Consider the following 26,490-nt stretch of genomic DNA (forward strand, 5'->3'; position numbering starts at 1 on the left):
GGGTTTACTTTTTGTAAAGATGTGGTAAAATAATCATAAATCATTTTTAATTTTTTTATGATTATCATTTACGAAATTTATGATTTAGAATTTTCCTGATATTTAGCTATCCCAGATCACCCTCATAACTCAGGCTGATTTCCGGTCTTGAGAAGTTAGCTACAAAGAAACCCTAAGATTCAGCTATACTACAGGAATTGATTGTGCGTGATTGAAATAATTGTTGGGGTCCCATCTTCTCTTTACTCGCTTTAAACGATCCAGATTCTCGAGAAAATACAATTGTAATGCTCCCTCTGCACCCACCAGATCGTTGAGGTCTACATCCGGATAGTTGTAGTAACATCCATCGACATTATTAGTCGGATCCAAAGCCGGATTAGGAGTCCCTCCGGTATTCTTGTATACTGCACCATAGAAATCGCGAATCCAGCCCAAAAAGGCGGCATCATTTTTTTCATAGGACCAATACGTCTGGTATTGAAGCTTAAAGATCGAGTCACGTTGGGGTATCGCAGTGGCATCAGAAGGTACCGTATTGATCTTCCCTCCATAAGAATCTACTTGTAACAAGCTCTGCTTCATATCCGTGGCGCTAACGCCCGCAGGAACTGTTTTCAGCGCTTTGTAAATGGCTTGCACATCCTCCATGGTAAAACCTTTACGCATATAGGCCGACTTGTACTTTCCTCGTTGATTAGGCCCGGAGCCATTGAGGGTTTGCGTGGCTTCATAGATGGTATAGTTGACGTTATCAACAGACATCAATGGATTGTAATGGCTACTATGCCCTACAATAGGTGATTGCGGCGCTCGGTGCGGGCATATGGCATTTAATTCATCCGATTGCATTTTCATCAATGATTCACACTCATGTGCGGAGGCCATGCCCTGATGAACAGACGTCTGAATGATCAAATGGATCTCTCCGTTTGCTTCATGATTGAGCTTGAATAAACCGAATTGGTTCCAGTTGTTTTTATCTGCTGAAAAGAGGCGATACCACTCCAGCAAGTCGTAAAGAATTGCAGGGGTCAATTGATCCCATTCGAATGCAAAAGTAGTGATGTAAGCGCTATTGGGTGCGTCGGGCAACGTTTTAAAATAGTAGCGTGTAATGATACCAAAGTTACCCCCTCCGCCACCTGTCTGTGCCCAAAACAAGTCCGCTTCATCACCCGTGTCTTCTTTGGAGACATAGATGACTTTGGCAGGTTGATCTTTATTATCTTTAACGACCAACTCCACTCCCGTGAGCCAATCAATAGTAAGGCCATTGAGCCGGGAAAGCAGGCCGTAGCCTCCTCCGCAGATGTGCCCTCCAAGCCCCACTGAGTAACAGGAACCCGCAGGCAATACTTTTCCATAGTCACGGAACAGTGCTTTGAAAGCCCCCCAATTGGTGCCTCCGCTTCCCAGGTAAAATCCTCTGGCATCATCATATCCGACCTTATCTAAACCTGTCACGTCAATGATGGCTCTGGTTTCTTCACTGAATACAAAATTTTCGTAGCAGTGCCCGCCGCTCTTAACCTTCACCGCACCTCCATAAAGTCCTATGGCCTCTTCCAGTGCATTTTGAACACCATCTGCCGAATAGCACAAATAAACAGCTAAACAATTGTTGGCATACCAACGCCTGTTGAAACCCTGAAGTAAACTGGGAAACTGCGGCGCATGATCATTTGGATTAAGCTTTTGGGTGGTCTGAAACTCGTTTTCAGAAAAAATTGAAAGCAGCCTTTTCAGGAATCGATATAAAAAACTCATTCGTATTTATTTCAAAGTGCTTACGACATACACTAATCTACATAAATAGAATATGAAATAAAACGCTATAATAAACTTGGGATAATAATCTATTGATTGAAGTGATTCTCATCACTTATCAAGAATCACTCATACTCATAGAGAATCCTTTGATCTGTGTCAATGAAGTTTAGCCAGATGGATGGTCCATCTACTTCTGTTGAGGTGATATCGAAAGTCATTTCCCGGGTGATGACTGCCTCACATAATTCATCGTTATCCAGGGATAAAAGCATTCCGCGTTGTGGCGGAAAAGACTCCATGACCAATTCAGATCCCAATAATCGCACTTGCCACGAATCGCCATCGCATCCACTTGCACTAAAACGGATCTTCAGACAATTCCCATCGATCTCAAGACTTTGGATAGTAACCGCATCTCGTGGTGCTGTATCTAGTTCGCTATCACTGATGACTGCCTGATCATCACAAGAAAAAGTTGGATCGTCATCACTACAACTAATCAGTGCAAATAAAAATATCAAAGTCAACAGGCTAAAGGCTAATCTCATGGTTTCGAGGGTTTGAAGGAAATGTCCCGGTGACAGCAAATTCCAGTCCATTTATGAATCGACGGAATAAAAAAACCTGGGCTTTTTTACCATTTTTGATTTTCGGACTGACTTGGTAACATCTTTTTCAGTCCATTATGAACTCCTGTATCTCTCCTGATTGCTGTTTTGCCGCCATGATCTCCTGCGCCATCCAAAATACATACCCAATACCAATGGCGGATACAACATGCCAAAGTCCGTGGGCCTGGATTTTTGATTGTTCGCCAAAGAATAGGGCATTTTCGGCTACTTTATTGCATAGATATGGGTCTAGCTGTCTGAAGGTCTCTGCAATGGCGAAAATGATCGCACTGAACAATATTTTAAGCCTCAGGGATTTATCATCAGTTCGAATCAAGAGCGGGACCACAATGATTAAACCAATGGTAAGCAGTGCGGTAACGTTTCCGCTGAAATGTCTTAAGTAGAACTGAATGATCACAAGAACGACCAACAGTACAATCAACAACAGGTCGTTCTTCTGTCTTAAAAGAATCTGAATCGCATGTGCTCCAATCAGGCCAAAAACCAAAAAGATGCCAACCATATCCGCCAATTGTCCGGTAACAGAACCACCCGCATGGAAAAGTCCGCTACCAAACCCTAAAGCAATCGTAAAGACGCTAAAGAGTGTGCTAAACGTACTGGTCCGAATACGCTGTGCAAAAGGAAGCAGGCCAATGACAATGTAAGCGACATTGGTCCAGGTATCAAACGGCGCAATAGGGACACTGACCGAATGGCCACGATAATTTTCATATTTTCTTCTTTGGTCTCCACAGATATTGCAAACTGAATCCGGCAATACTGCTCCAGGGGTGCTATTGACAGCCGCTTTCACACAGGCTTCTTTATGTTCGCAATATGCACAACAATATCCCTGCAACTTGGGAGTTGAGCCATTGGGATACCCAATAAAGATCGCTGCCCGAAGCACAAGAAAGGCGAACGTGGTGGCCACTAAAAGAAATATTATAATTCTCTTATTAAAGTCCAGTTTAAGGAAGGAGCGATACATGAATCTCTATACAGGTTGAATATTGCTAGAAACGCAAGAATACCTCCTGTTTTTCCGAAGGCAAAGCACTGACGACTGAAATTAAACTGTGCTACTTAGACAAGCGTATAAACAGGCTTCCCTGCGCTTGCAAACTATTCAATCGATCACCTAAAAGGTCCAGTTCACTACCACCGAAGGACTGACTAACTTTTACCTCTCCGAATAGTCGTGGATTGAGATAGAATTGGGCACCTGCACCTGCTCCGAAGGCCGGAAATGAAATCGCACTGTTATTGTTTGTAAAGGCTGGAGTCAGCTCTCCTCCGGAATTGGTCTCCACTACGTACCTTTCTCGAAGCAAGGACCTCACCTTTAGAGAAACACCTAAAAACGGATTGACCTTTCGCCCAGGTAGCACATAGAAGCGCGCCTCTATTGGAATATCCATCCAGGTCAAATAGGTCTTAATCTCTTTGATGTCTTCCGATTCGAAGGCATCAAAAACAGAGAAATCAAAATTCTCTACATCATATGATTCACCTTCTGTCGATTGAAACTCTGCACCAGCCAAAATTCCTATGCGATCCCCTATTCTTCTTTCCACACCTGCGTGAAAAATGGTAGTAGAAGGATTTCCTGCAGAATTAATACTTACAAGTCCAGCTCCTCCACCTACATTGAGCCACCAGGCAACCGGCCTCTTCTCCTTTCGAATTACAGGGGGCATTTCATCTTCTGTAGTATTTGAAAGCTGAAGTGAGTCTTCTTCTACGGTAAGGGTACTTAGCAAAAACTCGTTCCTATCCAGCGTTTTTTCAAAGACACTATCTAAACCAAGACTTCTGATAGATGCATTGGTCACTTGCGGTTCACTTCTGGAAAAGTCCGTGATCATATCAGCTTGTTCTTCCTCTGACATGGCCATCAACTCAGCCTTCAATACATCGGAAGCCGGCATGGTCAATTGGTCTTCTTCCGGGGTATCCGGATCCATGCCCATTAAAATATTGGTCAGTTTTTTCGCATGCTCTTCATTCGAGGCAAGGTCCAATAAAACAGCTGTCAGGTCTGTCTTGGTCGGTTGGGTCACTGCTGCCTTAATCAATCCCTCTTCCTCTTTTATGGGATTTTCATCTTCTTCAGCATTTGTCACGAATGGCTCAAATGCAGGCAATTCTTGTTCCGGCAGGTCCAACTGTTGCAAAATAGTAGCTCGAAACTCAGGGTCTTCTTCAATGGCCTTTTGCAGATCTTTCAATAATTGCCCGACCAGTCTTTCGGAATCCGCGGCATTGAACTGGAAACCTGCCTGCTGCTGACTCGTAACAGGAACTGGTTGCTGTGTGTATTGTTCTCGAATGGCCTGACGTGTATAATGCTGCAGGCTGTTCCAATACAAGGTGTCGTATTTGTAAAGTATTTCTTGATTTTGCTTACCCAAATTGATGAGCTCGTGCTGCACCGAAGTAAGCGTGTCGTTCAGCAAGTAAGTTCGATAGATCAAAAAGATCGTCGTTATCATGAAAATCACACTCGCAGCGGTTGAGATCTTGGTGGCTGTAGAAATACCACTCAATCCCCCTGGTGTTTGGGGCATGCTATCCAGCATACGGCTCATTTCAGCCGCACTCGGTCCTGAAGGGTCTACATGATCCTCCAGCTTATTTTTGATGATATTGTCAAATCGTGAACTATCCATTGCTCATCAACTTTGGCGTTTCCATTTGTGACAATATACCCTGAAGCTTCACTCTGGCCTTAGATAGGTTTGATTTAGAAGTTCCAACACTAATATTAAGCTTTTGAGCAATCTCTTCATGCTTAAAGCCCTCAACCGCATACAATGTAAAAACCATGCGATAGGCAGGAGGAAGCAGTTTGATTGCTTCGAAAATGTCTTCTGCAGATAGTTTGGACAAAGAGTCTTCTGACACGTCAACGACATCATGCTCCACGATATCCATATGAACTCCTCTGCTCATCTCCTTCCGGTGATAGTCGATGGCTGTATTCACAATTATTCTTCTTAGCCAAGGTTTAAAGGAATCCTCGCCCGTAACAGAAGCCAGTTTCGCAAAAGCCTTAATAAAGCCATCATGCACTACTTCCTTCGCTACTTCGCGAGAATCGCAAAATCTTAAAGCGACACTCATCGCATACCCATAAAATTGCTCATATAACTCAAACTGGCTTCTTTGATCACCTTTCTGAGCTTTTTTCAGCAACTTTTTGAGTTCCGAGGATTTCCGCAATATCATTAACCGGGAAGAGTCTTCTTTTATGAGGGTCGCCTGTTTCATATAAACATGAATCCACAACCATTATTGAGCAAAGATATCTCTTCCCTGTTCATTCGATGGGAAGGACATAAGGGGGGCATAATCGCCACCCCCATCTTCTGAAAAATCCTGACTAGCACAAAAGAGGACTTTTCGGAAATCTCTTCCCGTTTGGTAATATATTTTTCTTCATGGAGCTTTTGAGACGAAAAACCGTCTTTAAACCCCTGAAACGTTCAATTCGTTGGTTTAAAATATTCATAGTGCTAGTCTGTTTGTTCCTTTGAACGTCGCCTAGACGTTGGAGCTTGATCGGTGGTTGCCTGAGGTGAATATTTTTTATTTCATATAGGGATCAGTTAAAATGACTCTTTTCGTAACAATTTGTCGATGATTTGTAGACAGTTATTAATGGTCAAAATACCAACTCCCCTTTTTCGAACAACCGATCAATCTTCTGATTGATTTCTTGTTTCGCATTCGTCCTGGGGAATTCAGCGTGAGGGATAGGCCGCTGCAAAAAATCACACAATGGCTTCCAACCTTGCCGTACTTCATACATCAACAAATTCCTCTTCGGAACAACCTTTTGGATGTAAGCTTCATGGCGTTGAAAAACATCAATAGCAAATGCCTTATCCTGAAACCTACCTTCAAACTGACCTTTCCATATTTGCTGCTCATTGTATCGAAACACAGGCGCTACTCTTCGGAACTCCGGAAAACGAATGGCACTCCAAATGATCTTCAATACATCTTTACTGCTTTTTGGAGAGGGACGATAAATGGTTTCTTCGACACTCTCATACCAGGCTAGAGGGTCACGTTTTGTGTGGATTACTTTTAGCTCGGGATTGAGTTGCAATAAGTCTTCAATGAATAGACAAATCGGATAGTCCACGGCGGAACCATAGCCTTTACTAAAGGCAATCCAATCTTTCTTCTTAATGAATTTGAGGTCTCCCGTATCCTTCAAAAGCTCCGTCATATGGAAGCATGGTTCTCCGGTAATGGTCTCAAGTGCATGTTTTAGTGATAGCGTTCCTGTTCTTCCGAGTCCGCTCCCAACGATCTTCAGGTCCAATTTCTGGCTCATTTTAAATTTTAGTTTGGTGATGTTGTTGACGGGACGAAGAAGTATTGAGAATGGTTGCTTCCATAGACAAAGTGTTACATCTTCCCAATAATCCATCTTAATCAATAATTTATCACCTCAGGCAACCGTTTGTACTCAACGAACGTCCGGGCAGCGAATCATCTTTTGATCCGACGTAGGTGATATGAACAAAATTTTGAAAAAACTACTAGCTATTGGCCTCCGCCTGGTTGATACACGTGCAGCAGGAGCATACATCCTGCTTTTTGCTATCAGCATTGGCGTAGCGACTTTTATTGAAAATGATTTTGGGACAAGTGCCGCACAAAAAGTGGTCTATCAGTCGTGGTGGTTTACGCTACTCCTGCTATTGTTTGGACTAAGTATTCTGGTCAACATCTGGAAATTCCGAATGATCCAGCAGAAAAAATGGGCCTTATTGATGTTTCACCTGGCCATGATCGTCATTCTGATCGGTGCAGGAGTAACGAGATATTTTGGTTTTGAAGGCATCATGCACATTCGTGAAAATGAATCCTCCAATTCGTTTCTATCCTCAGAAACTTACCTCCAATTCAAAGTTCAAAAAGGGGATCAACTCTTCAAATTTGATGAACAAGTATCGTTTGCCTCCCTGGGCAACAATGACTTTGAAGAACAATATTTATTGGGGACCGATCTGATTGAGGTAAAAGTCACGGAATTCATTCCCAATCCACAACAAACGCTCAATGCCGATCCAGAAGGAAAACCAACCTTAAAAGTAGTATTCGGAGGTGGCAACGGACGTGAAGAATACTTCATCTCACAAGGAGAAGCAAAACGGATCAAAAACCTGATTTTCAACTTCCGGGGTGACTTCAGACCAGGTGCAATTAACATCAGAAAAGCCGGAGATCGGCTTCAGATTCAGTCAGATGAAGGGCTTACACAGATGGTGATGGCTACTCAACAGAGAGATACATTACTGGCCGATGGCACCTGGAAACCACTCATGCTGAGATCACTGTATACTGCTAATTCAGGCCGGTTTGTCTTTGGGGATTACCACCCTCAAAGCAAAGTATCTATCGTCTCAACTGATCAAAAGGTCAAAAGAGAAAGCCATACCGCACTGAAACTTGATGTCACTGTGAATGGTGACCAAGAAGAATTGTATGTCTATGGTCAGAAAGGCATGCCAGGCAGAGTTGTACAGGCACAGTTGTCCAATCTGGCCATTGGCGTTTCATATGGATCAAAACCAGTGGAACTGCCCTTCGCTATCCAATTGCATGACTTCCAAATGGAACGTTACCCAGGTACGGACAATGCGGCCTCTTACGCAAGTGAAGTCCGTCTTATTGACAAAAACCAAGGCACTGAATACGACTATCGCATTTACATGAATCACATTTTAGATTATGGAGGATATCGCTTTTTCCAGAGTTCTTTTGATCGGGATGAGTTAGGGACCTATCTGAGTGTCAATCATGACTGGTGGGGCACATGGATCTCGTATGTCGGATATTTCATGCTGACGTTGGGCATGGTACTGGCACTCTTTAGCGAGAAAAGTCGCTTTTATCAGGTGCAACAAAGCCTGAAGAAAATGAGAACGGCTGGAGTTGTAGTTATTCTGTTTGTGCTATTGCCAAACCTTGGAAATGCGCAAAAAGTCATCGATCAGGCAGCTAATCAAATATTTATCAGTGCCGAGCACGCTGAAAAATTCAGCAAGATTGTGGTACAGGATCACCGAGGCAGAATGAAGCCCATGCATACCCTTTCGCGAGAGATCATGCGAAAGGTGGTGCGTAAAGAAAGTGTACTGGGGTTGAGTGCTGATCAGGTCATCTTAGGCATGTTCGCCAATCGAAGAGACTGGCTGCATGTTCCGTTGATCAAATTAGGCAAACACCCTAAGATCCATGAGCAATTGGGTGTTGCAGGTCCCAGAGCGAGATACAGTGACTTTTTCACAAAAGAAGGCGCATACAAATTCCGAGACGAGGTAAGAGAGGTATACAGCCTCGAACCCATCGATCGTGGAATTTATGAAAAAGAACTTCTCAAAATCGACGAACGCGTCAATATCCTGAACATGGTGTTTTCCGGACGTATGTTCCGACTAGTGCCGCTAGCCGGAGATGAAAACAACGAATGGACTTCATCGATGAGTTCACATCAGGGCCATAACCACAGCAGCGATGCTGACCTCACGGTAGCCAAACGATTTTTTGATACTTATCGCAGCGAACTGGTCAAATCGCTAAAATCAGGCAATTATGCCAAACCTGACCAGATCCTAAGAGAACTAAATGCCTATCAAGAGGAAGTGGGAAGCCAGGTACGACCCTCAGCCGCCACGATCAACCTGGAGATCATGCTGAATCAAATGAACGTCTTCAACCGATTGGCAGGAATCTATGCCCTGCTTGGTGTGGTCTTTCTGTTCTTTCTGTTTTTTACCGTATTCAAACCTCAGGTTAACCTGAAGTGGGCCTATCGAATTGTCTTCGGTGCATTGCTTTTAAGTTTTGTCTATCATACGGCCGGCTTAGGATTGCGGTGGTATGTATCCGGTCGAGCACCATGGAGCAATGGTTATGAATCCATGATTTACATCGCATGGACCACCATGCTCGCCGGTATTCTGTTCACTAGAAAATCCTGGGGTGGACTTGCAGCAACCTCTGTTCTGGCAGCCACGGTTCTACTAGTGGCCTTGTTGAGTCATATGGATCCGGAGATCACTCCTTTGGTTCCCGTATTAAAATCTTATTGGCTTACCATTCACGTTTCACTGGAAGCCGGTTCTTATGGATTTCTGATGTTGGGTGCCGTGATCGGAATCATTAACCTGATCCTTTTCATGTTCCTTACCCCCAGCAACAAGGACCGGGTCAATCGGAAAGTTAAGGAAATGTCTTACCTAAGTGAATTAACGCTCATCGGTGGATTGATCATGATCTCTACAGGAACTTATCTTGGAGGTATCTGGGCCAATGAAAGCTGGGGTCGCTATTGGGGATGGGATGCTAAAGAAACCTGGGCTCTAGTCACCATCTTGGTCTATGTATTCATCCTGCACATGCGCATCATTCCTAAGTTATTTGGGCTGTTCGCTTACAACTTCGCAACCATTTTCGGGTTGGCTTCGGTGATCATGACTTATTACGGAGTGAATTACTACTTATCGGGATTACACTCTTATGCCGCGGGTGATCCGGTTCCGATTCCTGACTGGGTTTACATCGTCGTAACAGCTATCCTGTCCATTACGATAATTGCATATATCCAGCATCGAAGAGTGAACCTATCCTCGACTAAACCATCTGATAAAAAGATGGTCATTAAACCAAAAATGGATCTTAAACCTCAATTGAATCAGCAGTGAGCAAACTAGGACATAAGATCTACATATGGAGCATGTCACTGATTACAGTAGCATTGACGATCTACCTGGCAGTTGCTGGATTCGAATATTATGCTACTCCGGAAACGGACCGTTTCTACCTCGATTCACATGACTGGTTCAAACCCAGCGGGATCTTTGGACAGGGTCTGGGGGTTATTGGGACCCTTTTGATGGTCATTGGTGTAGTCATCTATATCTTGAGAAAGCGATACAACTTCCTGAGTAAGTTCCTTCGCTTGAAGTACCTACTGGAGTTTCATATTTTCCTCTGCACCATCGGGCCGATCATGGTCCTTTTCCATACTGCTTTCAAATTCGGAGGCATTGTATCGATTGCTTTTTGGAGCATGGTCGCCATCGTGGCAAGTGGGGTCATCGGACGTTTTATCTACATACAGATCCCAAGAACCATTGAAGGCCGGGAAATGACACTGGGACAGGTCAAGCACATGAAGTCGGTCCTATCCGAAACCCTGCGTGTGAGTTTCGGCCTGGATCAGGACATGAGTCAGTTGATCACCAGTTTCACGGATGGCACGACAGCCAATGCCTCATACGTTCAACGATATTTCAATCGAAGAAATGCCATTTCTACCATCAAGAAGGCCTTAACGGAAAAAGATATCCGTGCACGTGAACGCAGGAACATCCTAAAAATGGTGAATGAGGAAATCACCCTGGCAGGTCGGATCGAACGGCTACAAACAATGCAAAAATTATTTAAATACTGGCATGTGGCTCACTTACCTTTCGCACTGATCATGTTGATCATTGTGGTGCTTCACGTGGGCGTGGCTATTGCTTTTGGATACACCTGGATTTTTTAGAATGGGATTGTTAGGAGAACAAATATTGGTGTATGGGATCGTCTTTTTGATGTGCGCGATCATCGTGGGCATCTACTTGTACCGTCACCGCAAAGAAACGAAAGAGACCCTAAAGAAGGTTGCCATCGCTAAAGAAGAAGGCCTTCATGAACCCGTATCGCTGTACCCGCACATAGACCTAAATACATGTATTGGCAGTGCTGCCTGTATTGTGGATTGCCCGGAAAAAGACATCCTGGGAATGGTCGATGGTAAAGTGACTGTGGTCAATACTTCCAACTGCGTAGGACACGGAGCCTGTTTCCATGCCTGTCCTGTAGAAGCCATTTCACTCAGGATAGGTACCGATAAGCGTGGTGTAGACCTCCCTCATGTGAATCAAAATTTCGAATCCAACATGCATGGCATCTACATTGCCGGCGAATTGGGTGGTATGGGACTTATTAAAAACTCCATTGAACAAGGAAGTCAGGCCGTACAAAACATGGTCAAAAACAACAAGCCAAAAAAAGAAGGGGTTTATGATGTGGTGATCATAGGCGCTGGCCCGGCAGGTATCGCCGCGACTTTGGAAGCTAAAAAGCAAGGAATTAATGCCATTACACTGGAACAAGAATCACTTGGAGGTACGGTGGCGACCTATCCTAGAAACAAGATCGTTTTGACTTCTCCGATGGAATTACCGCTCCATGGTAAGGTCAAGATGAAGGTGACCAACAAAGACGAATTGATCACGCTTTGGGAGAAAGTGATCACGGAAAATGATCTAAAAATCCATGAACGTGTCAAAGTAGAGAGCATAATTCCCATGAAGGATGACACGTTCAAGGTGAAAACCAATGCTGAAGAGACTTACATGGCCAATCATGTGTTGATGGCCATCGGTCGAAGAGGTAGTCCAAGAAAGCTAGGTTGTCCTGGTGAAGAATCTCAAAAGGTCGCTTATCGATTACTTGACCCTGAGCAGATCTCCGGCAAGAAGATCGTGGTGGTCGGTGGCGGTGATTCGGCCGTGGAATCTGCGATGCTGCTTAAAGATCAAAATGAGGTGATCCTCTCCTACCGAAAAGACAAGTTTGCCCGGATCAAACCCAAAAACCGGGAACGCATCATGGAATGCATCGATGGTCAGGAAATTGATATGTGGTACAACTCCAATGTTGTTTCCATTCTGGAAGACCGGGTGCTCATTGAGCAGGAAGGCTGTACTACCGAAGTGCCGAACGACCTGGTATACATTTTTGCTGGAGGTGAGTTGCCGAGCAATTTTTTACAGAATGCTGGCGTGGAAATCACCAAGCGCTTCAATTATATCCTCAAACAGCATGCGTAGGATTCTGTCAAGAGATAAAGATAACCGCTTAGACGTTCAACCCCGGTTCGCCGGAACGATCGGTACGCCGAAACGGGAAATCGGCTCAATCCCGCCTGTAAAAGAGGCGGGACAGTCGAGTTGGAAATTAATCCCCATTCTGAGCCGTACGCGGAAGCAGGGGTGCCTGCAAGGCGGGGGATTTTATCCTCTTAGTCTAAGATTGCTTCGCAAGCTCGCAATGACGGTTCTGTGTTTATCTTTCACATTCACCACCTTCGCCCAAATCTCTCCTGGGGACCTCACCGATGCACATAAAGAGCTAGAAGGTATGGGTAACTGTACCGAATGCCATGTATTGGGCGAAAGACTTCCCTCGACCGCCAAGTGTTTGGCCTGTCACGAAGACATCCAGTCCCTAATCGATATGAACCGGGGATATCATGCTAGCAAAGAGGTCGTGGATAAGGAATGTGTGGAATGTCATAGCGAGCATCATGGACGTGATTTTGACATGATGCGCTTTGACCAAGACAACTTCGATCATGACCTTACAGGCTACGTGTTGGAAGGTGGTCATCTTGACATTGATTGTCGAGAATGCCACAATCCAGACTACATTATGGCCCCTGAGATTGCCGCCAGGGAAAATACCTTTTTAGGCCTGGAAGAAGACTGTAAAACGTGCCACGAAGATTATCACCAAAACACACTGGTAGACGATTGTGCTTCTTGTCATGGTTTTGAGGATTTTCGACCTGCTCCTGGATTTGATCATGATGACTCAGCGTTTCCATTGGTTGGCGCACATATAGAAGTGGATTGCATCGAATGTCACGCGATGACTACCAGAAATGGAAAAGAATTTCAGGAATTTACCGGTCTGGAGTTTAGCGACTGTGTATCCTGTCATGAAGACCCACATGAAAGTCAGTTGGCAGGAACTTGTACCCAATGTCACAATGTAGAAGCCTTTACCACTTTCATTGGCGACACTGGATTCGATCACAATACCACCAATTTCGAGCTTCGAGGAAAACATCAGGACGTCAGCTGCTTCGAATGTCATCGGGATACCTCAGAACCACTTGCTGTCTTCCAGGATCACTTGAATGTTGGGCAAAGCGAATGCATTGCTTGCCACGAGGACATTCATGAAGGTCGTTTTGGGGAAAACTGTGCCGAATGTCACAATGAAGAAAACTGGCTAATGGCTGGTGTACTGGATGACTTCAATCATGACATGACCAACTACCCACTCTTAGGCATGCACAGAGAGGTTGATTGTAAAGAGTGTCACACCACTGAGAAATATACCGACGCTTTGGCCTTCGACAATTGCTTCGATTGCCATGATGACTATCATGAAGGAGAATTCCTGGTCGATAATGTGCAAACCAATTGCGTGGAATGCCATTCCCTTGAGGTTGGATTCGAAGAAACAATTTATACGATTGAGCAACATCAAGATACTAATTTTCCGCTGGAAGGTGCACACCTGGCAACACCTTGTTCCGCTTGCCATTTACCAGATGAAGAACCCGCTCACTGGACATTCCGCAACCTGGGAGCTGATTGCATTGATTGTCACGACGACATCCATAAAGGTCAGTTTGCTGAGTCAGTCTCGCCTGGTGGCGGAGCAAGCACCACCGACTGCACAATCTGCCATGATTCTGAAGACTGGTTCCCACGTCTGTTCGATCACGATAATACCGCATTTGCTTTGGAAGGCCGACATGCCGAAGTAGAATGCACCGCCTGCCACAAGCCTACCCTAATTGATGGTGAAACTTTTGTTGAATATCAGATCCCAAAATTTGAATGTGTAGACTGTCATTCCTTATAATCGGCCTGTTGAGTAGCTTTTGGCTAGCTGCTCAGGAGAATTCTCCTCATGGAGATGATGGCCCGGCAGACTGTAAAACCTGTCATGTGGCTGGAGATTGGTGGACCCTGGTCGACCCTTTGCCTTTTGACCATGACACCACTCAATTTGAGCTGGTGGGCGCTCATGAAGACATTAGTTGTGTCGAGTGTCACCAAACACTTGTCTTCAGTGAAGCTTCACTGGATTGTGCAGGGTGTCATGAAGATGTACACAGTGGTTCGGTTGGAAGAGATTGCGCCCGTTGCCATGATGAGGACAGCTGGCTGGTCAACGACATTCCACAGATCCATGAACAAAATGGATTCCCACTCACCGGATCCCACTCGACATTGAATTGTGTGGATTGTCATGCGAGTGAGATCAATCTGAGGTTTGATCGGCTGGGCAATGAATGTGTGAATTGCCACCTTGATGATTTCAATGAAGCAGAAGATCCGAATCATATTGAAAAAGGTTATTCGCTGGAATGCCTGGAATGCCACGATGCCATTGCTTTTGGCTGGGAAGGTCAAACGCTCGATCACGATTTCTTCCCCTTATTAGGTGGTCACCGTACTGCATGTACCGATTGTCATGTAGATGGCGGTTATGATGATGACAACATACCGAATGATTGTTTCGGATGCCATTCAGATGACTACTTCGCTACTACCATGCCTAACCATCAACAAGTGGGCTATGGTCAGGCATGTGACGACTGTCACGACATATTTTCCTGGAATACACTCAATGCAGGAAATCACGACTTCTTCCCCCTCACAGGAGGACATGACATTAATGATTGTGCTGCCTGTCATGTGACTGATAACTTCAGTGACGCTGATCCGGATTGTGTGAGTTGTCATCTGGATGATTACAATGCGACTACTGATCCTAATCATTTACAAGTTGGATTTTCGACAGATTGTATCGACTGTCATAACATCAATGATTGGGAAGATGCCAATTTTGATCACGACAACATGTACTTCCCGATTACAAGGGGCAATCACGCGCGGGGTGTATGGAACGAATGTACGGTGTGTCATATCAACCCGAATGACTACTCCATATTCAGCTGTCTGGAATGTCATGAACACAACCGTAATGACATGGACGATGAGCATGATGACGTTTCCGGATACAGCTACGTCAGTTCCGAATGTTTAAGGTGCCACCCTAACGGAGAGGAGGATTAAGATGAATTTTTTAAAAGTAATGACCAAGAACTGGTCCGCGTTTGAAACGCAGATCATTAGTCATCCTGCACCTACGCGGCCCAGTTTTAAACAAGGACGAGTGTGTGGCTACCTATTAGTTTTACTAGCCATCCTGTTGCCTACTCTTTCGTTCTCTCAATCAGGCAAAACACAAACAGGTATGGTTTCATATGTTACCTCAACAAGGGTGTACGTCAAGTTTGATAACACACAGACCATACAGAAGGGCGATACGCTTTACAGCTTCCAGGACAACAAGCTGGTTCCTGCTGCTGTGGTGGGACAAAAGTCCTCGCTTTCTATTGTGGCTACATCAATAGCTGAGCAAAAGCTGAGCAAAGGAGATCTATTGCAGTTCAATGGAAAAAACTTGAAAACTAAGGATACCAATGTTCCTGAAAAGAAAATACTGGTCAGGAAAAAAGATCCGATCAGGGGTTCTATATCCGCAGGTTCCAATGTACAGGCCTCCTCGGCCACCGATTTCGATGCCAGGAACCTGGCCAGAGTTAGATTACGCATGAATGAGATCAATGATTCCCGGTTCTCATTGTCAACGCACTTAATATACCGACAAAACCTGGAAGCTTCTGAAGACACGATCTATCAAAGTCCGGGGTTATTCAATGTCTATAACCTGTTCTTGAAATACGAAAAAGAGGACGATTATTCTATTGGAGTTGGGCGTAAGATCAACCGAAGGGTTGCTTCCCTGGGCATGATCGATGGAGTGCACCTTGAGAAGCAATTAGGCAGTTTTCATGTAGGCGGTATCGCCGGTTTTCGGTCCAATTTCCAGAACAATGGATTCAACACCAACATGCCCCAAATGGGTGGATACCTGGGTGTTTCTCATCAAGGAAAAGAAAACTCATTTGACTTCACCGTTGGCTTATTGGAACAAAAGAATGGAAATGCCATTGATCGCAGGTATGTCTATGTCCAGGGCACTGCCAGTCTGGGATATGGATTCAGCCTGTTCTCTTCAGCCGAAATGGATTTGTACACCCTCAATTCAGACCTGACTCAGGGCGGTAATCGGTTGACCAACTTTCATATTTCTGCGAATTATCGACTCAATAAAATGGTTCGATTTTCGGCCAACTATGACACCAGAAAACAAATTATCTTTTACGAAACCTTCCAGACAAATCTTGAACGATTGATTGCAGATGATGAAGCCAGGCAAGGAATAAGAGCCAGGGTAACAATCAGACCATTCAAGCGCGTAACCTTAGGCGCAGCTTATGGCAAACGTTATCAAAATAACATGGCCAATGCTTCTGATAATTACAACCTATTTGGTTCTATCAGAAACATGCCAGTCATTGGTGGTGTGATCAGCGCCAACCTGAATGTCAATCAATCGAACTATCTGAATTCGGTTTCCACGACATTGAGGCACAGTCGCTATTACTTTAGAACTAAAGTAAGTGCATCTACTTACTTGAGAAGCGTGGCCTACTCACACAATCCGGAAAGAGACGTGACCATCTTGCAACAATTTGCTGGGACGCAGTTCAATTACTTCTTCGGCGACAAATTCTCACTAGGGGGATTAATAGAATTCTCCCTAAGACAATCAGAGTATAAAAACCGATTCAATATTCAATTGACCAAAAGATTTTAAAGTCCCCGCCTTTTAGTCACCCCTTTACAAAGGGGGATTTAAGCATATTAATCATGAAAAAACCACAATTCTTAAGCTTACTTGCTCTCGCCACTTTCTTCCTCAGCTGCTCGGACCAACCCAAGGTCATCGAAGCGACTAGTGCGGAGAAGGAACAATATCAATTAGGTATTTTCTATGAAGGAAAGCAACCTCTGATTGACCTCAATACTACAGGGAGCAAACCAACGGCAGGCACCTCTGAATTGCACACCATCGTTGTGAAGGAAACCTTGCCCACTTCGAAATACATCTACCTGAAAGTGGATGAGAAGGGAGAGGAATACTGGGTAGCGACCAATAAAATGGAAGTGGCGATCGGTGACACCTACTTTTATCGTGCCGGTCTACTGAAGCGAAATTTTCGCAGCAAGGAACACAATCGCACGTTTGATAAATTGTATTTGGTTTCTTCATTGGTGCCCGTGAATCATGGCCGTAAGACGGGCAATGAAACCCCCGATGCAAGTAGTGAAAACACTAGAAAAACAGGCCCTATCGAAGCAGCTCCCGGCTCGATCAAAATCGCAGAATTAATCAGTAATCCTGAAAAATATGCGGGAAAGACCATCCAACTGACGGCTGAATGCACCAAGGTAAATGCACGTATCATGGGCCGAAACTGGTTGCACCTCAAAGACGGCAGCAAAGATGACTTTGATCTGGTCGTGACCAGCGCAACCAATGTGCCTGTGGGTCACCAGATCACCTTAACCGGTACAGTAGCTGTAAAGAAAGACTTTGGTTCCGGATACTATTACGATATTCTGGTAGAGAATGGCCAGGTGGTCGCTGGATTGTAATACTTATGACTCGGTAACACCGAGAAATATTACGCGCTTTAAGAATCGAGTGCCTGTCAATGGGATGGTATTTCTTTATTTGTCAGCCTGAGCCTGCCCTTTCCGACAGACGGGCTTGTCTAAGGCTAGACAAGTAATCCCTTATAATCCCCTGACTATTGATCCTCAGCTTCCTGGTTCCAAGGAATAGAAACTGAAAAGCTAGACCCTACACCTTCTTCACTTTGTACTTGAATTTTACCGCGATGCATATGAACCAGCTCCCGTACCACATTTAGACCGATTCCCAGGCCTTGGTCGTGTTTAAGCTGATTGTTTGCTTGAAAACTACGATTAAAAATTTCGTCAATCTCCGATGAAGGAATGCCTACACCTGTGTCATTGATTTCAATGATTAAGTATTGAACAGTTTCTTTGAGGATCACTTCTATCAGTCCTCCACTCCTGGTAAATTTCTGAGCATTGGAAATCAGGTTAAAAACGACTCGCTCAAAATAATGAGGATCCAACTCAACTTCCACACCAGCCTCAATACTCGAATTGAGCCTCAACTCAATCCCCTTTTCGTGGCAGGAGGATTCAAACAAACTTGAAATACTCTTGAAATAAGGGTCAACTTCAAGCGTTTGAAAATTCATTGAGAGCTGACCTTCCTCCATCTGTACCAATTCCTGAATATCATTGACCAGACCCAGAATTTTGGAGGTGTCAGTTTCTATTCGTTGCAGGTATAGACTGGCTTGATCCGATAGCTGACTTCCACCGTCTTCGGAAAGTAATTGTATTCTACCCGAGAGCAACGCAATGGGCGTTCGAAGATCATGGGATACATTGGACAAAAAACGGGACTTGAATTCACTGAGTCGTTCTAGTTTCTCTGCTTTATCCTTCAAATCACTATTTGCCCTGGCCAATTCACCTGTCTTTTCTTCCACAGACTTGGACAAAAGTCTTTGATTGTTTACTAATGCTGCTACCCTTATCCTATAAGCAACATACACCATGATGATGGTCATGAAAAAGTAAAACAGATAAGCGAAGGTGTTTTTATACCAGGGGTCCAAAATCTTGAAAACCAGGATACTGATATCAGATAGGCCTGAGTATGGAGATTTTGTTCGGACCTGAAACTCATAATTACTGGGGCTCAAATCTGTGTAAATCACTTTCAGTTCATCTGACCAATTTGACCAATCTTCGTTTCCACCCAACAGACGATACTGAAAAAGCGACTTACCCTCACTTAATCCAGAGTTAGAGGTAAATGAAATCTCTATATTATTTTCCTGATGTGATAATTCATGAAGAACACCAGGCTTTAAACTAATTGCTGAATCGTTCACCATCATCTGTCTGATCAAAATAGCAGACTCTTGTTCGCTTGCAGGTTCCTGATCAAAAAATATGCTGATACCGTCTGCGCCGCCTAACCAGATTTCATTACGAGCAACATCATAAAACAAAGTATTTGGGCGAAATCCTACGTACATGTAGGTTCCTGCAGTTTCGAGGTTTCCACTTTGATCAAAATTAAACTTTTCACAAAATGTGCTGCTTTGAGCATCCTCATAACAAATTAAACAGGTATCTGTTATTAAAGAAGCCGCGAAGACAATTTTTTGAGGTTGATATTGAAATGACATCTGGTGATTGGTGTTTGTCAGTTTACCGTCTACTATCTGAAACAATTGATCTCCAGACAATAACAAAATCTCCGCTCCTTTTTTCAAAATATACGTATCGGGAGATAATGGTAATTCCTGCTCTATTCGAGCGACGGCATTGCCGTCAGTCGCTTCCGAAACCACAATTTGGTACAGTACATCATCAATGGAACGAATCCAAAAACGGTCATTTTCCATTCGAACAATTTGCGTAATCATTCGATTGATACCTTCTACCCTGGTCTCACTTAATGTTTCGTCTTCTATGGTGACTAAGTACAACCCGAAGTAAAATTCGGATGCCAGATAAGTATTTTTGATATTGGTTGGAATGACTTCTCTTCCTGAAAACCGGGACAGTCTTGTTAGTTCCGCTTTACTATATTGATATACACCTTCCAGACTGGTGACATGCAGTGTATTATCATGATCAAACAGATTGACACAATCAATGATCGTATTTTCATTAACCGACTGAAAAATAGGAGTTCGTGAATCTTTGTCTAAACGATAAAATCCATCGTTGCAAGCCACATATTGCTCACCGGACCATTCAAAGATATCGCTGACTTGTCCCCTCAACCCGAACTCCTTACCTACCAATCGATAGGGTGCTTCATGCGCCATCTTGATGATGCCATTTTTAGTAGCCAGCCACAAATGACCATTACTTTCAGTCACAAAAAGCGTGGCGTTATTGCCCAATCCATTGGACGAATCGAACCTCATTACTTCTTTTCCTTCCGGTGTAATGATCACCAGTCCACTAGCCATCGTTGCCAATGCATAATTACCATCCGCCAGATGATGGCCATCGTAAATCTTATTCTCGATTAAATATTCGTCAACTTCGGACCTAAAGGGTACGATTTCTCTTTCATCGTACAGAAATAAGCCTTCAAATCTTGTAGCAATAAGCAACTTATCCTTCCCATAACCATAGATACCGTTTACTTTTCTTTCAGCGAAAAAAGAAGAGTTTGGCAAGACCTTAATACCTTCCTCATCCAAATACCCAAGCCCCAGATCATATATTCGAAAATAAGCCATACCACGGTCTGTGTATGCTGCATCGAAAATTCTCCCCTTTTCAGGTACTGAAAACACTTCCAATTCCCCTCCAAAGTATCGAAACAAGTAATTCCTCGAACGAAATACCACACCGTACCGGGTAGAAACCACCTCCCAAACAACATTAAAATCCATGAATGCTTCAGGCAAATCTTTGGCTAGAGATTGGTAGACAATCTTACCTACTGAATCAGAGACCAGCATGCCAAAATCTCCATTGGCACCGACATAAATAATGTCTTCTTCGTCAATTTCAACCCAGTAGGCCTTTTGTTGAAAAGGAAGCTCAATCAATTCCCATCTGATACCATCATAACGTAAAACGCCATCTTCATTGGCTGCATAAACCACTCCTGTGGAATCCGTCACAATGGACCAATTACGACTTGCAGCTTGATAATCCTGAGGACTATAATATTGATAGGGAGGTAGTCCAAGTTCCTGACCGTAAGTGGGTCTCGGCACAAGAGTTAAGAGGCATAGCAGGAATATCCATCCCATCTTATGGAATGCGACCTTATGGCAGGAATCGGTCAGGTATTTTAAGCTCATGCAGGTGTATCGAACTACCGAAAAATCGGTGTTCAGTTAAATATAGCAGATGTTCTTTTAAATGCCTTAATTCCTTTGACAATTAAAGCATTGAACAACAAACTCCCGATCAATCCGAATTCCATGAGAGTATTCCTATTCTTCAACTGATCAAAACGATTGGGTTAATAAGACACTTGGTTTTCTGAATGCTGCAATGGCGATTTCTTATTTCTTACAAAGGATCGCGGCGGTTCTTAATACAACAGTGGCAGGATACTGTAAATCAAACTTTCCACTTTTAGAGTTGGATGCGCAGAAATTCCGCTTATTCCGTTTTCGCTTTAACTCACAAAAAGCTATTTGAATTAAAACAAAAAAAGCAACCTCCAATTACATGGAGGTTGCTCACCTGCGTGATGATCTAATCCGCCAAAATTGATCACCACTTGCGGAAAGGTTTGACGCAATCCGCTAATGCGATTTCCGGGAAAATTTACTAACCGACTCATCCCGAAAATCAACCACTATGATTACCAATCCAGCTATGTTTTGGATTGACGCTGACTAGACGTGGCAAGTTTCAAAAGAGTTGCCTGAACTTCATAATGCAACACTTTGTATACGCGGTATAAACACCACTGTACCAAATGATAGATGCACCATCAAAAACCAGGATAGATTTAACCAGCTACAAAGTGCTGCAATAATTCCAGAAAGAGATTAAAACTCAAGCAGGTTATTGGTATCGAGTCTAAGTAGAAGACGTCTACTACCATTTTCTTCGATAGCTGGGCTCCGATGTAAGACAGGATTTCCTTCCGGATGAAGTGCCCCTTTCAATATGAGGACATCACCTGCATTCGCCTGATGAATGTATTCATCATTGATTGAATCGTCTTCTTTCACTTTCGAAGATTCATCTTCAGCAACCCATAGCGTTCCTTCTCCGAAATAGGTACAGATCAGCCTCAAATCATTGATGTCTGTATGGAATTTTCGACACATGTTACCGCTCACTGTCGAAAATAGCAGACGATAAGATTCACCTTTCACCACGTCATCGAAGAGCCTAACAAGATTCAAAATATCTAAAGGCAATCTTTCACATTGAGGTAGTTCCTGACCGAAAAATGAGGCCAGGCCAGAAGCAATTTCTTCCAATGTTCCACTCCCTTTATGGGTAATATCCTTATGGATGATTCTTGACAACTCATAGTCAAGTGCCTGGATGTCGCGCTGGTAGATAGCAATGCTATTTTCCTTTTGATGAATTTCTTCCAAAAGCTCAGTTTGTGTTCCACAGATGGCATTGGGATATTGTCGTTCTTCTGTCAGCATAAGGTCGTCTTCTGGCATTTACTTCTCTTCATCCTCAGGTTTTTCTTCCTTTTATAATTCAGGCACCATAGGTTCAGGCGTGTATGTACCATCATTGATACCAATCAATTCATCAAAATCGATTGATCCACGGTATTCTTTGATCAATTGATTGTCTCTATAAACCGCAGTAAAAGGGACACCAGTTATCTCGTAAAATGGTCCGAGATCATGGAATGCATCTTTACCAATGACAAGAGGGTTGAGCTGTTCTAATTGATAAGTTTCAGCGAATTCCTCTACAGCAGTCAAACTCGCCCACTCGCCAGCCACCCAGATCATCTTGATATTTCGCAAGCTATCTTTCTTTGATACAATGGCTTGCGCTTCTTGCTGACAATGGTCACAATCCGGGCTGAAATACTTAATGAGTACCAATTCATTTTGAGCTACACTGGAAAAACTGAAACCGGTACTGTCTTGAATAGTTGCAATTGTGAAATCAGGAATCGCGAGCTCTTCATAAAATGTAACAGATGTCTCTTCGGTTGCGCTATCTGTTGATGCCTTTCTACAACTAACGCCTAAAATTGTGACGATGAGCAACATCATAGTTAAACTCTTGAGTGGCATTGTCTCTGAGCGGTTTCTGATAAACCTATTTTGATTTGAATCAATTAATTGCATGTTGATTTTATTGATTTTGTTTCCTTGCCTCTCCGCAGTTCCAATTGAAATAGTCATCAGGAAACACTTTACAACTAATGTCGAATGGTTAATTCTACATAATTAGAAACGAAGATATACCTGCAAATATTAAAATGCAACTATGTTGCAAATACAGAAATATATCACTTATCTTTAATCGACTTATTTCATTTCAACCTTTGAAAAATATCCAGTTACTGACCAGCACTTACTCATTGGTGCTGCTGGTAATTAACGCCAACAAATCGATTAAAAAAAGAAAAGCACCACCAGCGCAAATGAACCTCTCATTTCGCTAGTAGTGCTCAATATTTCTATTAATTCAATCTTAGTCTGTACCTATCTCGATGGTTTCTTTCAAATGAACCGCCAGGAAGCCCATCATCGCTTCGTACAAATCCATTCGGTTTTCTTCTTTGCCAAATCCGTGACCCTCATCGTACTTCACCAGATAAGGAACATCCATTCCTTTGCTACGAAGTGCTTCTACAATTTGATCGCTCTCGTCAATATTCACTCTTGGATCATTGGCTCCTTGCACCACCAATAGTGGCTTTTTGATCTTATCAATATGATATACCGGAGATACCTCCTCCATGATCGCTTTTTCTTCCGGAATTTCTGGATCATACCATACCGCCTTCAGGATGGGAAGATAAGGTGCCCAATATGCAGGAATCGTTTCCATGAAAGTAAAGAGATTGGATACGCCAACATAATCCACACCACATGCATAAAGGTCAGGAGTCTTGGTCATTCCACGCAAAACCGCATATCCACCGTGGCTACCACCATAAATGGCCGCTTTATCCTTGTCTACCCAGCCCTGATCAATCACATATTGCAAGCCATCTTCTACGTCATCCATGGCTTTACGTCCAATCTGCTTGAATCCACTTCGGAGGAATTCCTTGCCATATCCCCCGCTGATTCTGAAATTCACTTGCAGGGTCGCATATCCCCGGCTGGCAAATAATTGCGACTCTGGATTAAAGCCCCAGGAATCGCGGATGCCTTGTGGTCCTCCATGTGGATTCACAATGACAGGGACTTTCTTTCCCTGTAGTGCTTGCTTTGGTAACGTGATGTATCCATGGATCAACATTCCATCACGGCTGGTGAAAGAGATAGGAAGCATTTCAGCCATGTCTTCTTCTTTCAACTGCGGCATGAGGTCAAACAACAATTTGATCTCATTCTTGGCAACATCATAGGAATAATATTTACCATATAATTTATCACTTGTTACATAGATCAAATATTGACCTTCATCATCTGTCTGATCTGTCAGGTAAAAAGCGTAATCAGGAAATTCCTTCTCTAGTCTCTTATGCAGCTTCTTGTAGTATTTGCTTACCGGAACGATTTTGTATTTCTCACCTTCATAGCTGAAATAATCCAGCTCCCAGTTTCGGTTGCGAGAAATGTCCATTCCCGAAACATCATAGTTTTCATTGGCGAATAGCTCTTCAATCATTTCGTCTTTCTCTAAATCGTAGAGGTAGATCCTGGTCTTGTCCGACTCCAGATTGGAAAGCACATAGGCATCATGTGGATTCTCGGTTGCGTAGTTGAAGCTAAGGATACTAAAAGTATCGTCCCATTTGGCCGTTTTCTTCAGTTGATAATCTCCTTCTTCTACTGCATAATACATTTCGGTATTGATGCCACCTTTCAGCCTGGCAAAGCCACGAAGGTTGCCATCTTTATCAAATTCATAGCCCATGATCGGATTGGCTAGATCTGTATTCTCGTACAACTGCACTAATTCCCCTGAGTTGATATTGATTTTATACGGGTCGAACACCTGAGGATTATTCTTGTTCATGGAAATGATCATATGATCTTTGTCCTCTTTGATCAAGGCCAGAATGTTCACTTTAACCCCTTCGTAAGGCGTCAGTTCCTTTTCATTGGCTCCATCCACATCCACGGCAAACAAGTGATAATCTTCATTGCCCCCCTTGTCCATTACGTAAATCAAGCGGTCTTCATTGGCCCAACCGTAACCGCGCACCAATTCTTCACCCTCCGTGGTCACGCGCTTGACCTCATCGGTCTGAACGTTTTTGACATAAACATGATTTTTCAGTTTTTCATCTTTTTCACGATAACTCATGTAAGTTCCGTTCGGAGACAATTGGAACGAGGAAGAAGCAGGTTTGGCGAAGTAATCTGCAACCGAGTATTTGTAATTGCCTCTTTCTTTGGCGGATAGGGCCGCCAGTTGATCTTCTGTGCTTGGCAATGTGGTATTCCCTGGCTTTTCCAATTCCCCTTTGGACATATTCAGTGGCAGTTCAGCACCTCCTTGTTTGAAAGTACCTTCCATTTTGTCTCCGCTGATCTGAGCAACATAAGCAATTGCCCCTCCCATTAGTGAAAGGTTTAGCTCACCATCGGTAAAACTGACCTTTTCAACAGGAATACCATTCGCACCTTGTGAAGGGCTGTCCATGGTAGCGGTGAGGGCATCATCGGTTCCTGAGAAATGAAACACCAGGGGAATTTCCTGCCCTCCGGCATTCAATTTCCCACTCCAATCACCTTCTACGGTCTGTGCTTTCAATGCACCGACCAGGAGGATTAATGATAGAAAGAAAAGTGATTTTTTCATTGTTGAGATAGTTTGATTTTTGACTTTTGAGATTTAAAAATGTTGTACCTGATCATTACTTTTTCACAGTAATACCTGGGCCATTCATTCGATTCTGAGGCATTAGTCGCTCAAGTCAATGAAATATTACAGTCGAACAGAAAAAATTGTAAAATCACCACGAAACACAACTCCGGGGTGATTTTAATTGACAACAAAATACCCGAAAAGACTGATCTCCCCTTTAATTAGGAAAGCTTGAACACCAGTTCAGCATTCAAACTGGACGCCAGGTCCTCAGCTTGTTTTACGGCTTGATTCTTATTCGTGTAGTCCAATGAAAGCAAGGGCTGCCCATCATCCGCATAAAGCAATGTTTTGTAGTCGGTCACTCTACCTGAAAGCGTGGGGCTTACACCATTCGGCGAGTTTGTATGAATGTAACTAATAGACAAGACCTGAACTTCTGATACCGTCGGAAGCACCTCCCATTCGCCAAACTTATAACCAGCAACGGAGGTATATTCTTTATACCTTTTCTGACTATAGTCAATCAATACCCCGCTGTATGAAGTAACGATCAAGAGGCCAAAGAGTGTGGCACCGATCCCTACAGCCATTACACGTTCTGTAGAAACCACCATATTGAAAATATATGGACTCGCTAGCGCAAACAAGCCGGCAAGAATGAACAGTGCACCGATCAGATGGGGACCGGAAGTTAGGGATCTGTTTTTATAGTTGAAGTGATGCATTGCAAA

The 26,490-nt window shown here is 43.5% G+C and carries 18 protein-coding genes; 7 read left to right on the top strand and 11 right to left on the bottom strand.

The features are described 5' to 3' along the window. Positions 1 to 183 precede the first annotated feature (183 nt). From R8G66_11105 to R8G66_11130, 6 genes are all read right to left on the bottom strand, one after another. Entirely contained in the window at positions 184 to 1,770 is a 1,587-nt protein-coding gene (locus R8G66_11105; GenBank protein ID MDW3192908.1) for a BBE domain-containing protein, read from the bottom strand. A gap of 125 nt (positions 1,771 to 1,895) precedes the next feature. Beyond that, positions 1,896 to 2,321: a hypothetical protein gene (locus tag R8G66_11110; GenBank protein MDW3192909.1), complete on the bottom strand. Its 426-nt coding sequence runs from the start codon at positions 2,319 to 2,321 to the stop codon at positions 1,896 to 1,898. Between the two features lie 127 nt (positions 2,322 to 2,448). After that, positions 2,449 to 3,324, bottom strand: coding sequence for a ceramidase domain-containing protein (locus R8G66_11115; protein MDW3192910.1), 876 nt, complete (start codon positions 3,322 to 3,324; stop codon positions 2,449 to 2,451). A 148-nt stretch (positions 3,325 to 3,472) separates the two neighbouring features. Then, entirely contained in the window at positions 3,473 to 5,062 is a 1,590-nt protein-coding gene (locus R8G66_11120; protein ID MDW3192911.1) for a hypothetical protein, read from the bottom strand. Beyond that, on the bottom strand, positions 5,055 to 5,663 hold the full coding sequence (locus tag R8G66_11125) for an RNA polymerase sigma factor (GenBank protein ID MDW3192912.1): 609 nt from the start codon (positions 5,661 to 5,663) through the stop codon (positions 5,055 to 5,057). The genes R8G66_11120 and R8G66_11125 overlap by 8 nt, the downstream gene beginning before the upstream one ends. 394 nt (positions 5,664 to 6,057) lie before the next feature. Beyond that, a complete protein-coding gene (locus R8G66_11130; protein MDW3192913.1) occupies positions 6,058 to 6,738 on the bottom strand; it encodes a sulfotransferase in 681 nt (226 codons plus the stop codon). Positions 6,739 to 6,934: 196 nt separating this feature from the next. On the opposite strand from R8G66_11130, the gene ccsA reads away from it, so the two are divergent. From ccsA to R8G66_11165, 7 genes are read left to right on the top strand one after another with little or no spacing between them, the layout of a single operon-like run. Next, a complete protein-coding gene (ccsA, locus tag R8G66_11135) occupies positions 6,935 to 10,117 on the top strand; it encodes a cytochrome c biogenesis protein CcsA (GenBank protein ID MDW3192914.1) in 3,183 nt (1,060 codons plus the stop codon). After that, positions 10,114 to 10,965 (top strand): hypothetical protein, encoded by an 852-nt coding sequence (locus tag R8G66_11140; protein ID MDW3192915.1) that lies wholly within the window; start codon positions 10,114 to 10,116, stop codon positions 10,963 to 10,965. The genes ccsA and R8G66_11140 overlap by 4 nt, the downstream gene beginning before the upstream one ends. Position 10,966: 1 nt before the next feature. Continuing rightward, positions 10,967 to 12,298 carry an NAD(P)-binding domain-containing protein gene (locus R8G66_11145; GenBank protein ID MDW3192916.1) on the top strand — a complete coding sequence of 444 codons (1,332 nt, stop codon included), beginning with the start codon at positions 10,967 to 10,969 and terminating at the stop codon, positions 12,296 to 12,298. Continuing rightward, complete coding sequence (locus R8G66_11150) at positions 12,291 to 14,126, top strand: cytochrome c3 family protein (GenBank protein ID MDW3192917.1); 1,836 nt, start codon at positions 12,291 to 12,293, stop codon at positions 14,124 to 14,126. The genes R8G66_11145 and R8G66_11150 overlap by 8 nt, the downstream gene beginning before the upstream one ends. Beyond that, on the top strand, positions 14,102 to 15,346 hold the full coding sequence (locus R8G66_11155) for a hypothetical protein (GenBank protein MDW3192918.1): 1,245 nt from the start codon (positions 14,102 to 14,104) through the stop codon (positions 15,344 to 15,346). Before R8G66_11150 ends, R8G66_11155 begins: the two co-directional genes overlap by 25 nt. A gap of 19 nt (positions 15,347 to 15,365) precedes the next feature. After that, positions 15,366 to 16,997 (top strand): hypothetical protein, encoded by a 1,632-nt coding sequence (locus R8G66_11160; GenBank protein ID MDW3192919.1) that lies wholly within the window; start codon positions 15,366 to 15,368, stop codon positions 16,995 to 16,997. A gap of 53 nt (positions 16,998 to 17,050) precedes the next feature. Further along, positions 17,051 to 17,839 (top strand): hypothetical protein, encoded by a 789-nt coding sequence (locus R8G66_11165; protein MDW3192920.1) that lies wholly within the window; start codon positions 17,051 to 17,053, stop codon positions 17,837 to 17,839. Positions 17,840 to 17,994: 155 nt separating this feature from the next. On the opposite strand, the gene R8G66_11170 is transcribed toward R8G66_11165, so the two are convergent. From R8G66_11170 to R8G66_11190, 5 genes are all read right to left on the bottom strand, one after another. Further along, positions 17,995 to 21,126 carry an ATP-binding protein gene (locus R8G66_11170; GenBank protein ID MDW3192921.1) on the bottom strand — a complete coding sequence of 1,044 codons (3,132 nt, stop codon included), beginning with the start codon at positions 21,124 to 21,126 and terminating at the stop codon, positions 17,995 to 17,997. Positions 21,127 to 21,828: 702 nt separating this feature from the next. Further along, positions 21,829 to 22,464: a DUF1826 domain-containing protein gene (locus tag R8G66_11175; protein MDW3192922.1), complete on the bottom strand. Its 636-nt coding sequence runs from the start codon at positions 22,462 to 22,464 to the stop codon at positions 21,829 to 21,831. Positions 22,465 to 22,497: 33 nt separating this feature from the next. Beyond that, entirely contained in the window at positions 22,498 to 23,112 is a 615-nt protein-coding gene (locus R8G66_11180; GenBank protein ID MDW3192923.1) for a protein disulfide isomerase family protein, read from the bottom strand. A gap of 349 nt (positions 23,113 to 23,461) precedes the next feature. Next, a complete protein-coding gene (locus R8G66_11185) occupies positions 23,462 to 25,750 on the bottom strand; it encodes a S9 family peptidase (protein MDW3192924.1) in 2,289 nt (762 codons plus the stop codon). Between the two features lie 227 nt (positions 25,751 to 25,977). Next, on the bottom strand, positions 25,978 to 26,484 hold the full coding sequence (locus R8G66_11190; protein MDW3192925.1) for a hypothetical protein: 507 nt from the start codon (positions 26,482 to 26,484) through the stop codon (positions 25,978 to 25,980). Positions 26,485 to 26,490 lie beyond the last annotated feature (6 nt).

It is taken from the genome of Cytophagales bacterium, assembly GCA_033344775.1.
Lineage (GTDB): Bacteria > Bacteroidota > Bacteroidia > Cytophagales > Cyclobacteriaceae > JAWPMT01.